Source organism: Pseudomonas sp. KB_15, from assembly GCF_052114525.1.
In the GTDB taxonomy this organism is placed as follows: Bacteria; Pseudomonadota; Gammaproteobacteria; order Pseudomonadales; family Pseudomonadaceae; genus Aquipseudomonas.
In genome coordinates this window covers 1-12,779 of record NZ_JBFREX010000022.1, presented here as the reverse complement: position 1 = coordinate 12,779, position 12,779 = coordinate 1, and the positions used below count along the sequence as shown (strand labels likewise).

Sequence of the window (12,779 nt, the reverse complement as noted above, 5' to 3'; positions counted from 1 at the left end):
CAATAAAAATGCCCGCATCTTTCGATGCGGGCATTTTTATTGGCAAAACATAAAGCTTGCGGCTTAAAGCTTGCCGCTGCGCTTACTGATCATCAAAAAACCGCTCATGCCAATCCACGATCGGCTGTGGGGAATTGAGCTTCTCACCGTAGATCACCGAGTACGACAGCACGTTTTGCACGTACTGGCGGGTTTCGTCGAACGGGATGCTTTCCACCCACACGTCGAAACTCAGGTGGTCCGCACCGCGCAGCCATTGGCGGACCCGGCCGGGGCCGGCGTTGTAGGCGGCGGAGGCGAGGACGCGGTTGCCGTTGAACTGGCTGTGCACCTGGCTCAGGTAAGCGGCGCCGAGCTGGATGTTCTTGTCCGGATCGAACAGTTGCTGTGGCGAGCTATAGGGAATGCTGAACTTGCGTGCGGTTTCCTTGGCGGTGGCGGGCATCAGTTGCATCAGGCCCGAGGCGCCGACACCGGAACGGGCGTCGTCCATGAACGCACTTTCCTGGCGGGTGATAGCGAACGCCCAGCTCGGATGCAGGCCGCGGGTCTTCGCTTCACGCACCAGGGTCTCGCGGTGAGCCATCGGGAAGCGGATATCCAGGTCGTCCCAATACTGCGCCTGACTGATGGTGCGGATCGCCGGGAAGTACCATTTCAGGTCGTAGGCCAGCTTGGCCTGGGCGACCATTTCGTCGCGGCTGAAGTGACGGCTGACGTAGTACCACTCGCGACGGCCATCGACGATCTGCCCGCGGGCGTGCAGTTCCAGGGCGCGGCGCACGCCGGGCGTGTTGCGCACCTTGTTGATGGTGGCCTGGCTGAGCACCAGCGGTTTGTTGAGCAGCGAGTAGGGTGACTGTGAGCGGTCGGCGGCGAGGAAACCATAGAAGTCGCGTTCGCGGGCCAGGCTTTTATACAGCGTCTGCGCTTCCGGGTTCTGCGGTTGCGCCAGTTCCAGGCTGCGGGCCTGCCAGTAACGCCAGCGGTTGGTGGTGGCCAGGTCCTGGGGCAGGCGACGGGTCAATTGATAGGCATCGTCCCAGCGCGCCAGGCGCAGGAGCAGGCGCAGGCGCCATTCGGACACCGTATTGTCGCGCAGCTCGGGATCGTATTTGGTCATGACATCCAGTGCACGGCTGTCGAAACGTCGTGCGAGGGTCAGGCCGATTTCCCGGGCAATTGCCACTTTTTCATCCCGGGAGAAGTGCATGCTGCTGGCGTAGCCATCGAGCAGTTCCATGGCCTTGTCCGGGTCCTGGCGAGCCAGGCGGCGCAGGCCGAGGCTGACCACGTCGGACATGGCTTCATCGGCCGGGGTGAAGCGTGACGGCTGGTTGAGCAGTTCCGGTTTCTGCGCGACGTCCACCAGCAAGCGGCCGCGAGGGGCGAGGGTGGTCATGCCGTTGACCAGGCTGTTGGCCAGCGGGTAATTGCGCGCATGGGCGGCGAGTTTGGTGCGCTCCCAGCGTTTTTGCTCGGTCAACTGGCCTTCTGCAGCCCACATGCCGAACAGGGTGTCGCAGGCTTCGGGCTGGGATTTGCCGGTCAGCCAGAGTTTTTCCGCGTTGGCGTTACCCTCGGCCTTGAGGTTGTGGCTGAGCTGGTACTGCGCATTCAGGCAGTCCAGCTCGGTGAAGTTCATTTTCGGGTCGTAGTACTTGACGAAAGTCGCCCAGTCACCCCGATCCGCCAGCCAGCGCAACCAGCGCAGTTTCATCCAGTTGGCCTGGGGCAGGTCGCCGTGTTCGGCGAGGAATTTCTCGATTTCGGCGTTGCTCGCGGTTTTCAGGCGCGCGGTCAGTTCGTCATAGGCCAGGTACGGTTCCAGCGGATAATCGGCGAGGGCCTGGCTGTAACGGAAATACGGGCCGGTATCACCCTTGGCCAGGGCGCGCTTGGCTTCATCGTAATATTGGCGTTGGGTGGACAGGTCCACCGCCTGGGCGGATTGAAACGCTGCGGCTGAAAGTAAAAAACAGGACAAAAGATTGAAAAGGCGACTGCGCATGAGACGTCCAGGCAGAGAAAACATGACAAGTGCGGGTCAGGCCCGCACTGAATTGTCTGTAGCTTAGCCTTTTGCCAGCAGCCGGCGAAAGCTTTGCGGGTCTTCCCGCATCAGTTCGCAACATTTGTAGTTCAGAGTGCTACGAGAGTGAAATTGCCGGCCTTCTGAAGCCTCAAGTCAGGTAGAATGCGCGCCCGGTTTTTGGAGAAGCTCATGACCCTGCTCAAATTCAGCGATGTGTCCCTTGCTTTCGGCGCTATGCCGTTGTTGGACAAGGTGTCCTGGCAGATCGCCCGTGGTGAGCGGGTGTGCATCATCGGCCGCAACGGCACTGGCAAGTCCAGCATGATGAAGCTCGTCAAGGGCGACCAGAAGCCCGATGACGGCTCCGTTTGGCGCGCACCAGGGCTCAAGATCGGCGAATTGCCGCAAGAATTGCCGCTAGCCGACGAGCGGACAGTGTTCGACGTGGTGGCCGAAGGCCTGGACGGCGTCGGTGCACTGCTCGCCGAATATCACCACCTGAGCCAGAACATCGTCACTGACGCCGATCTGGACAAACTGATGCACGTCCAGCACGACCTCGAAGCCCGCGATGGCTGGCGCTTGCAGACGCTGGTCGACAGCACCCTGAGCCGCCTGCAATTGCCGGCCGACAAGACCCTCGCCGAGTTGTCCGGCGGCTGGCGTCGTCGCGTCCTGCTGGCCCAGGCCCTGGTGTCCGAGCCGGACCTGTTGCTGCTCGACGAACCGACCAAYMACCTGGACATCGGTGCCATCGCCTGGCTTGAAGAAGCACTGAAGGATTTCCAGGGCGCCGTGCTGTTCATCACGCACGACCGTTCTTTCCTGCAGAACCTGGCAACCCGCATCCTCGAACTGGATCGCGGCGGCCTGATCGACTGGAACGGCGACTACGCCAGTTTCCTCGTGCACAAGGAAGCCGCGCTGGCGGCCGAAGAAACCGCCAACGCGCTGTTCGACAAGCGCCTGGCCCAGGAAGAAGTGTGGATTCGCCAGGGCATCAAGGCCCGTCGTACCCGTAACGAAGGCCGCGTACGTGCGCTCAAAGCCTTGCGTGTCGAGCGCAGCGAGCGTCGTGAGCGTACTGGCAAGGCCAACATCCAGCTGGATACCGCCGACAAGTCCGGCAAGCAGGTGATGGTCCTCGAGAATGTGAGTTTCGCTCACCCGGACGGTCCGTTCCTGATCAAGGACTTCTCCATGGTGCTGCAGCGCGGCGACCGTATCGGTCTGCTCGGCGCCAACGGTACCGGCAAGACCACGTTGCTGAAGCTGATGCTCAGCGGCCTGCAACCGACCAGCGGCACAGTGGAAGAAGGCACCAGGATCGATGTCGCCTACTTCGACCAGTTGCGCCATCAACTGGATCTGGAAAAGACCGTGATCGACAACGTCGCCGAAGGTCGCGACTTCATCGATATCGACGGCCAGAGCCGCCACGTGCTGAGCTACCTCGGCGACTTCCTGTTCAGCCCGCAACGTGCCCGCACGCCGGTCAAGGCGCTGTCCGGTGGTGAGCGCGCCCGTCTGCTGCTGGCCAAGCTGTTCAGCAAGCCGGCGAACCTGCTGGTGCTCGACGAACCGACCAACGACCTCGACGTCGAAACCCTCGAGTTGCTCGAGGAGGTCTTGCTGACCTTCAACGGCACCGTACTGATGGTCAGCCACGACCGGGCATTCCTCGATAACGTGGTCACCAGCACCCTGGTCTTCGAAGGTGAAGGCAAGGTTCGCGAGTACGTCGGCGGCTACCAGGACTGGCTGCGTCAGGGCGGCTCGCCGCGCCTGCTGGGCGTGACCGAGAGCAAGTCCGGCAAGGCCGACCTGAACTCCGCGGTGGTCAAGGCTGAACCCGCACCAGTGGCGGCAGCCGTTGAAGCGCCGGTGGCGAAAAAGAAGCTCAGCTACAAATTGCAGCGCGAGCTGGAAGCGTTGCCAGGCGAGATCGAAGCCATGGAACAGCAGATCGCCGCTGTCGAGGCGCAGATGGCTGATTCAGGCTTTTACCTGCGTCCGGCTGCCGAGACGGCTGCGGTGATCGCGCAACTGGCACAGTTGCAGGCTGAACTCGAGGTGATGGTCGAGCGTTGGGCCGAACTGGATGCCTGATTGACCCTGCAATAAAAAAGCCCGGCTTCATTCGCATGAACGCCGGGCTTTTCATATGCAATTGGGTCGATTCGATCCCCTGTAGGAGCGAGCTTGCTCGCGATGGTCGTCAACGATGACGCGGGGAACCTGACACCCCGTGGCGCTCTCAGGTTCATCGCGAGCAGGCTCGCTCCTACAGGGGCGTGTTGTCAGGATTTGTTTTGCAGGCGCACCGCCAGCACATCGCAAGGCGCGCCATGCAGCACGTCATTGGCGGTGGAACCCAGCAGCAGTGCCAGGCCATGTCGGCCATGGCTGCCCACCACGATCAGGTCGCAGGTTTGCTCCTTGGCCAGGTGGTGAATTTCCTGGCGTGGCTGGCCGTAGGTCAGGTGGCTGTATTCCCTGGAGAGCTCAGGATACTTGAGGATCAACCGCTCAAGGCGCTCTTTGGCCTGATCGAACTGCTGCTGTTGCAGTTGTGACAGGTCCATCGGCACGTCGCCGCCGAAGGCCATCGCCATCGGCTCGACAATGTGCACCAGTGACAATTTCGCGCCATTGCTCACCGACAGTTCGCGAGCGCGGTGGATCACAGGGTCGCACTCTTCGGTCAGATCTACAGCGACCAGAATATGGTTGTAGGGCATGAGGTGCTCCTCCTGAGGGTTGCAATATTGGTAAGTATGGCTGGTTTCAAGCGCATTGGTTCCAAAGTGACACAATGGGCTCATTCAAATTCGGGAGTACAGATATGACGGTCTGGATAGTGGTGTCAATCCTGCTGGTGGTGCTCAGCCCGCTGGCGTGGTTGCGCCCGTCGCGTGCCCAGAGTGGGCGCATCGCCCTGCGGATGGAGGCGCGGCGCATCGGCCTGGCCATGCAGTTGGCGCCTCAGGAGTGGCCACATTGGTTAAGCCAGGAGCCGCCGAGCCCCTGCGCCCAGTACCATCGTCCGCGACGAGGCAATCAGCCGGCGTGCTGGAGTTACTGGCAAAAATCCCCGGGTGTCTGGGTGAATCAGTGGCAGGAAATCTGTGAGGATCCGTCGCTGCTCAATCATTTCGAAAAATTGCCAGGCAATGTCTACAAGGTCGAGGCCGACAAACAATTGATCGCCTTGTATTGGGGCGAGAAGGGCGAAGCCGAGGTTTTGCAACAGATCGATGCAACGCTCAAAGCCCTTGCCTGAACCCGATCTGTAGCAGCTGCCGAGCCTGCGAGGCTGCGTCCGGCTGCGAAGCAGTCGTAATTCAGGCGCCGTAGTACATCAGGCTGATCGTGCGCTCAGGGTTTACGACGACTTCGTCGCCGAACGCAGCCTCGCAGGCTCGGCAGCTGCTACAGAAGGCAATAAAAAGCCCGACATTCATCATCGGGCTGGAGTTGGCCAGGCAGGCCGGTAAAACGGTGTGGGCTGATCTTACGCTGGGCGTTCGCCAAAGCGTTCAACTTTTTCCCCTGGTTCCGCCAGCGTAGCTTGTTAAACACGGGCTGCAGCGAATTAGGGCGACTTTTCTAACAATTGATCCTATGAATGACTTCGCATGCTCAAGCGTGTTTAAGGTCTTCGCAGTACGGATATGACCGGAAAGTCGCGTTTCAACCAGTGTTTCGGGCGATTGACAATTGTCGGAAATTCCGTGAAGGTGACGTACCCAAATCAAACGGGCGTATGAATTGAGCGTTTGTATTTCAGATCGCTCCTACAGAATCCCGACTATCGCGTTGGCGGGTGTGCCGGGGGAATGGGCGTAGCATTGACGATCAACGTCCCTGCCGAGCCATTCGCCTGCGTCCGACGTGTACTGTTCAGCTTCCATATCGTGGAGATCAGTTGATGATTTACGAAGGTAAAGCCATCACGGTTAAGGCTCTTGAAAGTGGCATCGTCGAACTGAAGTTCGACCTCAAGGGTGAGTCCGTCAACAAGTTCAACCGTCTAACCCTGAACGAACTGCGTCAGGCCGTAGACACCATCAAGGCAGATGCTTCGATCAAGGGCGTGATCGTCAGCAGTGGCAAGGACGTGTTCATCGTCGGCGCCGACATCACCGAATTTGTCGACAACTTCAAGCTGCCGGATGCAGAACTTGTTGCTGGCAACCTCGAAGCCAACAAGATTTTCAGCGATTTCGAAGACCTCAACGTCCCGACTGTAGCCGCGATCAACGGCATCGCATTGGGTGGCGGTCTGGAAATGTGCCTGGCCGCGGACTACCGCGTCATGTCCACCAAGGCCAAGATCGGTCTGCCGGAAGTCAAATTGGGCATCTACCCGGGCTTCGGCGGTACTGTTCGCCTGCCGCGCCTGATCGGTGCCGACAATGCCATCGAGTGGATTGCCGCCGGCAAGGAAAACCGTCCTGAAGACGCGCTGAAAGTCGGTGCTGTCGACGCAGTGGTTGATCCGGAGAAGCTGCAAGAAGCCGCGCTGGAACTGATCAAGCGCGCCATCTCCGGCGAGTTCGACTACAAGGCCAAGCGCCAGCCGAAGCTGGAAAAGCTGAAGCTGAACGCCATCGAGCAAATGATGGCTTTCGAAACCGCCAAGGGTTTCGTGGCAGGCCAGGCCGGCCCGAACTATCCGGCGCCGGTTGAAGCGATCAAGACCATCCAGAAAGCCGCGAACTTCGGTCGCGACAAGGCGCTGGAAATCGAAGCAGCCGGTTTCGTCAAGCTGGCCAAGACTTCGGCCGCACAGAGCCTGGTCGGTCTGTTCCTGAACGATCAGGAACTGAAGAAAAAGGCCAAGGCCTACGACGAAATCGCCAAGGACGTGAAGCAGGCCGCCGTACTCGGTGCCGGCATCATGGGCGGCGGTATCGCCTATCAGTCGGCCTCCAAAGGCACGCCGATCCTGATGAAGGACATCAACGAGCACGGTATCGAGCAGGGGCTGGCCGAAGCCGCCAAACTGCTGGTTGGCCGCGTTGATAAAGGTCGCATGACCGCCGCGAAAATGGCTGAAGTGCTCAACGGCATTCGTCCAACCCTGTCCTACGGTGATTTCGGTCACGTGGACCTGGTGGTTGAAGCGGTCGTCGAGAACCCGAAGGTCAAGCAAGCCGTTCTGGCCGAAGTCGAAGACCAGGTCAAAGAGGACACCATCCTCGCGTCCAACACCTCGACCATTTCCATCACCTTGCTGGCCAAAGCCCTCAAGCGTCCGGAAAACTTCGTCGGCATGCACTTCTTCAACCCGGTGCACATGATGCCGCTGGTGGAAGTGATTCGTGGCGAGAAGTCCAGCGAGCTGGCCGTTGCCACCACCGTTGCCTACGCCAAGAAAATGGGCAAGAACCCGATCGTCGTCAACGACTGCCCGGGCTTCCTGGTCAACCGCGTCCTGTTCCCGTACTTCGGCGGTTTCGCCAAACTGGTCAGCGCCGGTGTGGACTTCGTGCGTATCGACAAGATCATGGAAAAATTCGGCTGGCCAATGGGCCCGGCCTACCTGATGGACGTGGTCGGCATCGACACCGGTCACCACGGTCGTGACGTGATGGCTGAAGGCTTCCCGGACCGCATGAAGGACGACCGTCGTTCGGCCGTTGACGTGCTCTACGAAGCCAAGCGCCTGGGCCAGAAGAACGGCAAGGGCTTCTACGCCTACGAGACCGACAAGAAGGGCAAGCAGAAGAAAGTCGCCGACCCGTCGGTACTGGAAGTGCTCAAGCCAATCGTCTTTGAACAGCGCGAAGTCACCGACGAAGACATCATCAACTGGATGATGATCCCGCTGTGCCTGGAAACCGTGCGTTGCCTGGAAGACGGCATCGTCGAAACCGCTGCCGAAGCCGACATGGGTCTGGTCTACGGTATTGGCTTCCCTCCATTCCGTGGCGGTGCGCTGCGCTACATCGATTCGATCGGTGTGGCAGAGTTCGTTGCCCTGGCTGACCAGTACGCTGATTTGGGCGCGCTGTACCACCCGACCGCGAAGCTGCGCGAAATGGCCAAGAACGGCCAGAGCTTCTTCGGTTAAGCGCCCCCAACTAGAGTGAGAGTGAACTTATGAGCTTGAATCCTAGAGACGTCGTGATTGTCGACTTCGGTCGTACTCCGATGGGCCGCTCCAAGGGCGGCATGCACCGCAACACCCGCGCCGAAGACATGTCGGCGCACCTGATCAGCAAATTGCTGGAACGCAACGTCAAGGTCGACCCGAACGAAGTCGAAGACGTGATCTGGGGCTGTGTGAACCAGACCCTGGAGCAGGGCTGGAACATCGCACGCATGGCGTCGCTGATGACCCAGATCCCGCACACTTCGGCCGGCCAGACCGTCAGCCGTCTGTGTGGCTCGTCCATGAGCGCTCTGCACACTGCTGCACAAGCGATCATGACCGGCAATGGTGACGTTTTCGTCGTCGGCGGCGTCGAGCATATGGGCCACGTGAGCATGATGCACGGTGTCGATCCGAACCCGCACATGTCGCTGTATGCGGCGAAAGCCTCGGGCATGATGGGCCTGACCGCGGAAATGCTGGGCAAGATGCACGGCATTACCCGCGAGCAACAGGATGCTTTCGGCGTGCGCTCCCACCAACTCGCCCACAAGGCGACCGTGGAAGGCAAGTTCAAAGACGAAATCATCCCGATGCAGGGCTACGACGAGAACGGTTTCCTGAAAACCTTCGACTACGACGAAACCATTCGTCCGGAAACCACCCTGGAAAGCCTGGCGGCTCTGAAGCCGGCATTCAATCCGAAGGGCGGCACCGTGACCGCCGGTACTTCGTCGCAGATCACCGATGGTGCCTCGTGCATGATCGTGATGTCGGCGCAGCGTGCACAGGACCTGGGCATCCAGCCTATGGCGGTGATTCGCTCGATGGCAGTGGCAGGTGTGGATCCGGCAATCATGGGCTATGGTCCAGTACCGGCCACACAAAAAGCACTGAAGCGCGCGGGTCTGGGCATCTCCGACATCGACTTCTTCGAGCTCAACGAAGCTTTCGCCGCACAGGCCCTGCCAGTGCTGAAAGATCTGAAAGTGCTCGACAAGATGAACGAGAAGGTTAACCTGCATGGCGGCGCGATCGCCCTGGGCCACCCGTTCGGTTGCTCCGGTGCGCGTATCTCCGGCACTTTGCTCAATGTGATGAAGCAGAATGGCGGTACCTTCGGGGTAGCCACCATGTGCATTGGTCTCGGCCAAGGCATCTCCACCGTCTTCGAACGCGTTTAAGCGTCTCGTTGATGGAAGCCGGGGCCAAGTGCCCCGGTTTTTGTTTTTCCGGATTTATTTTGTTTTTATTTTGAAAGAATTTCAGCGAGGGCCAAAGCATGCCGATACAACCTGGGCTCTACCAACATTACAAAGGTCCGCAGTACCGCGTATTCAGTGTTGCGCGGCATTCGGAAACCGAAGAAGAAGTGGTCTTCTATCAAGCCCTGTATGGCGATTACGGCTTTTGGGTGCGTCCCTTGAGCATGTTCCTGGAGTCCGTCGAGGTTGACGGCGAACAGGTGCCACGCTTCGCTTTGGTGCAGGCCGAAGAAAGCCTTTTTACCAAGCCATAAGCTGAGTTCGCGCAATACCCTGCGCTTGACCTCACCTTGTTGCCACTATATATAGCGGTGCCGCGTCAGGCGCCAATCGCCTTTCACTTCTCGAATTCAGGAATTTTCTGATCCATGGGCAAATCGCTGGTCATTGTGGAATCCCCGGCTAAGGCCAAGACCATCAACAAGTATTTGGGCAACGAATACGTGGTGAAGTCGAGTATCGGCCATATCCGAGACCTGCCCACCAGCGGTTCGGCTAGCGCCAGCAAAGAGCCAGCCGCCAAGCGCGGCAAGGCTGCTGCGGGTGAAGCGCCGGCACTGTCGCCGAAAGAAAAAGCGCGCAAGCAGCTGGTCGCGCGCATGGGTGTCGATCCGGACCATGGCTGGAAAGCCAAGTACGAGATCCTCCCGGGCAAGGAAAAAGTCATCGAAGAGCTGCGCCGGCTCGCCAAGGATGCTGACACCATCTATCTCGCAACCGACTTGGACCGCGAGGGGGAAGCCATTGCCTGGCACCTGCGCGAAGCCATCGGTGGTGACGACAGCCGCTACAAGCGCGTAGTGTTCAACGAAATCACCAAGAAGGCGATTCAGGAAGCCTTCTCCCAGCCGGGCGAGCTGGATATCGACCGCGTCAACGCCCAGCAGGCGCGTCGCTTCCTCGATCGCGTGGTGGGCTACATGGTTTCGCCACTGCTGTGGGCCAAGATCGCTCGTGGTTTGTCCGCCGGTCGCGTGCAGTCGGTTGCCGTGAAGCTGGTGGTCGAGCGCGAACGTGAAATCCGCGCGTTCATCCCGGAAGAGTACTGGGAAGTTCATGCCGACCTCGGCACTGCAAAAGGCGCGACCGTGCGTTTCGATGTGGCCCGCGAGAAAGGCGAAGCCTTCAAGCCGCTCAACGAAGCCCAGGCCATGGCTGCGCTGGAGAAGCTCAAGTCTTCCAGCTACAGCATCGTCAAGCGCGAAGACAAGCCGACCAGCAGCAAGCCGTCGGCACCGTTCATCACCTCCACCCTGCAACAGGCTGCAAGCAATCGCCTGGGCTTTGGTGTGAAGAAAACCATGATGATGGCCCAGCGTTTGTACGAAGCCGGCTACATCACCTACATGCGTACCGACTCCACCAACCTCTCGGTGGATGCCGTGGCGATGGCGCGTACCTATATTGAAGGCGAGTTCGGCAAGAAGTACCTGCCGGAAACCCCGAACGTCTACAGCAGCAAGGAAGGCGCACAAGAGGCTCACGAAGCGATTCGTCCGTCCGACGCCAATACCGAGCCAAGCAAGCTGTCGGGCATGGAGCGTGACGCTGAGCGCCTCTACGAGCTGATCTGGCGCCAGTTCCTCGCTTGCCAGATGCTGCCGGCGCAATACCTGTCGACCACGGTCACTGTGGGCGCCGGCGACTTCGAGCTGCGCGCCAAGGGCCGCATCCTGAAGTTCGACGGTTACACCCGTGTCATGCCGCAAATCGCCAAGCCAGGCGACGACGATGTGCTGCCGGACATGGCCCAGGGCGACGCGATGAAGCTGATCAAGCTTGATCCGACCCAGCATTTCACCAAACCGCCGGCGCGTTACTCGGAAGCCAGCCTGGTCAAGGAAATGGAAAAACGCGGCATCGGTCGTCCTTCGACCTACGCGGCGATCATTTCGACCATCCAGGACCGTGGCTACGTGGCGCTGCACAACCGTCGTTTCTACTCGGAAAAGATGGGTGACATCGTCACCGAGCGTCTGGCCGAGAGCTTCTCCAACCTGATGGACTACGGCTTCACAGCGGGCATGGAAGAGCATCTCGATGATGTGGCCCAGGGCGAACGTGACTGGAAAAACGTGCTCGACGAGTTCTACGGCGACTTCAAGAAGAAACTCGAAGTGGCCGAAAGCCCGGAAAGCGGCATGCGGGCCAATCAGCCCGTCATGACTGACATTCCGTGCACCACTTGCGGGCGGCCGATGCAGATCCGTACCGCGTCGACCGGCGTGTTCCTCGGTTGCTCGGGCTACAGCCTGCCGCCGAAAGAGCGCTGCAAGGCCACCGTCAACCTGGTGCCGGGCGACGAAATCGCTGCGGACGATGAGGGTGAGTCGGAGTCGCTGGTGTTGCGTGGCAAGCATCGCTGCCCGATCTGCAGCACGGCGATGGATGCCTACCTGCTCGATGAGAAGCGCAAGTTGCACATCTGCGGTAACAACCCGGATTGCGATGGCTACGAAATCGAAGAGGGCACTTATCGCATCAAGGGCTATGAAGGTCCGAGCCTGGAGTGCGACAAGTGTGGCAGCGAGATGCAGCTCAAGACTGGCCGTTTCGGCAAGTTCTTCGGTTGCACCAATGCCACCTGCAAGAACACCCGTAAACTGCTGAAGAGCGGTGATGCGGCACCACCGAAGATGGATCCGGTGAAGATGCCTGAGCTGAAGTGCGAAAAGGTCAACGACACCTACATTCTGCGCGACGGTGCATCCGGCCTGTTCCTGGCGGCCAGCCAGTTCCCGAAAAACCGCGAGACTCGTGCTCCGCTGGTGATGGAAATCATCCCGCACAAGGACGAGATCGATCCGAAGTATCACTTCCTCTGTGAAGCGCCGAAGAAAGATCCGGATGGTCTGCCAGCAGTGATCCGTTACAGCCGCAAGACCAAGGAACAGTACGTGCAGACCGAAGTCGACGGTAAGCCGACTGGCTGGAAAGCGTTCTACGACGGCGGCAAGTGGGTGGTCGAGGACAAGCGTCCGGCGAAGACTGCCAAGGCTTGAAACTGTAGGAGCGAGCCTGCTCGCGAAAAACGTCTAGTCTACGCGGGCATTCAGACAGCCCGCGTCATCGTTGACGTCCATCGCGAGCAAGCTCGCTCCTACAGGTAACTAGCAAAGGCCGCATGAGAACCCTCGGGTTTTCATGCGGCCTTTTTTGTGCTCCTGCAAAAAAGGAGGTGCTTGCGGTAATGCCAGTCAGTCAAGCAATTTCAGCCGCGACACCCTTTGTAGCAGCTGCCGAGCCTGCGAGGCTGCGTTCGGCTGCGAAGCAGTCGTGAGTCCGGCTGACGCGGTCTGCCTGACGTACCGCAATGACTGATTTTACGACTGCTTCGCAGCCGAACGCAGCCTCGCGGGCTCGGCAGCTGCTACAGATC

The 12,779-nt window shown here is 59.6% G+C and carries 8 protein-coding genes; 6 read left to right on the top strand and 2 right to left on the bottom strand.

Annotated elements, in window-relative coordinates; genetic code table 11:
* Positions 1–82: 82 nt before the first annotated feature.
* On the bottom strand, positions 83–2,011 hold the full coding sequence (locus AB4Z35_RS18145; protein WP_442098463.1) for a transglycosylase SLT domain-containing protein: 1,929 nt from the start codon (positions 2,009–2,011) through the stop codon (positions 83–85).
* A 213-nt stretch (positions 2,012–2,224) separates the two neighbouring features.
* On the opposite strand from AB4Z35_RS18145, the gene AB4Z35_RS18140 reads away from it, so the two are divergent.
* Positions 2,225–4,144, top strand: coding sequence for an ATP-binding cassette domain-containing protein (locus tag AB4Z35_RS18140; protein ID WP_442098461.1), 1,920 nt, complete (start codon positions 2,225–2,227; stop codon positions 4,142–4,144).
* Between the two features lie 191 nt (positions 4,145–4,335).
* Here the strand turns inward: AB4Z35_RS18140 and AB4Z35_RS18135 are convergent, their stop codons facing one another.
* Positions 4,336–4,776: a universal stress protein gene (locus tag AB4Z35_RS18135; RefSeq protein ID WP_116261700.1), complete on the bottom strand. Its 441-nt coding sequence runs from the start codon at positions 4,774–4,776 to the stop codon at positions 4,336–4,338.
* A gap of 104 nt (positions 4,777–4,880) precedes the next feature.
* Between AB4Z35_RS18135 and AB4Z35_RS18130 the strand changes: the two genes are divergently transcribed.
* From AB4Z35_RS18130 to topA, 5 genes are all read left to right on the top strand, one after another.
* Positions 4,881–5,318 (top strand): hypothetical protein, encoded by a 438-nt coding sequence (locus tag AB4Z35_RS18130; RefSeq protein WP_007994703.1) that lies wholly within the window; start codon positions 4,881–4,883, stop codon positions 5,316–5,318.
* Positions 5,319–5,966: 648 nt separating this feature from the next.
* Positions 5,967–8,114, top strand: a complete 2,148-nt coding sequence (fadB, locus tag AB4Z35_RS18125; RefSeq protein WP_442098459.1) for a fatty acid oxidation complex subunit alpha FadB — start codon at positions 5,967–5,969, stop codon at positions 8,112–8,114.
* A gap of 29 nt (positions 8,115–8,143) precedes the next feature.
* Positions 8,144–9,319: an acetyl-CoA C-acyltransferase FadA gene (gene fadA / locus AB4Z35_RS18120; protein WP_007986361.1), complete on the top strand. Its 1,176-nt coding sequence runs from the start codon at positions 8,144–8,146 to the stop codon at positions 9,317–9,319.
* A 98-nt stretch (positions 9,320–9,417) separates the two neighbouring features.
* The gene (locus AB4Z35_RS18115; protein ID WP_007986363.1) at positions 9,418–9,654 is read left to right on the top strand and encodes a DUF1653 domain-containing protein; all 237 of its coding nucleotides are present in this window, start codon (positions 9,418–9,420) and stop codon (positions 9,652–9,654) included.
* Positions 9,655–9,768: 114 nt separating this feature from the next.
* The gene (topA, locus tag AB4Z35_RS18110; RefSeq protein WP_007994702.1) at positions 9,769–12,402 is read left to right on the top strand and encodes a type I DNA topoisomerase; all 2,634 of its coding nucleotides are present in this window, start codon (positions 9,769–9,771) and stop codon (positions 12,400–12,402) included.
* Positions 12,403–12,779: the final 377 nt, after the last annotated feature.

Bases quoted from the DNA above. Each gene is read 5' to 3' on its own strand.
- AB4Z35_RS18145 (WP_442098463.1), bottom strand. From the start codon at position 2,011: ATGCGCAGTCGCCTTTTCAATCTTTTGTCCTGTTTTTTACTTTCAGCC.
- AB4Z35_RS18135 (WP_116261700.1), bottom strand. From the start codon at position 4,776: ATGCCCTACAACCATATTCTGGTCGCTGTAGATCTGACCGAAGAGTGC.
- AB4Z35_RS18130 (WP_007994703.1), top strand. From the start codon at position 4,881: ATGACGGTCTGGATAGTGGTGTCAATCCTGCTGGTGGTGCTCAGCCCG.
- fadB (WP_442098459.1), top strand. From the start codon at position 5,967: ATGATTTACGAAGGTAAAGCCATCACGGTTAAGGCTCTTGAAAGTGGC.
- fadA (WP_007986361.1), top strand. From the start codon at position 8,144: ATGAGCTTGAATCCTAGAGACGTCGTGATTGTCGACTTCGGTCGTACT.
- AB4Z35_RS18115 (WP_007986363.1), top strand. From the start codon at position 9,418: ATGCCGATACAACCTGGGCTCTACCAACATTACAAAGGTCCGCAGTAC.
- topA (WP_007994702.1), top strand. From the start codon at position 9,769: ATGGGCAAATCGCTGGTCATTGTGGAATCCCCGGCTAAGGCCAAGACC.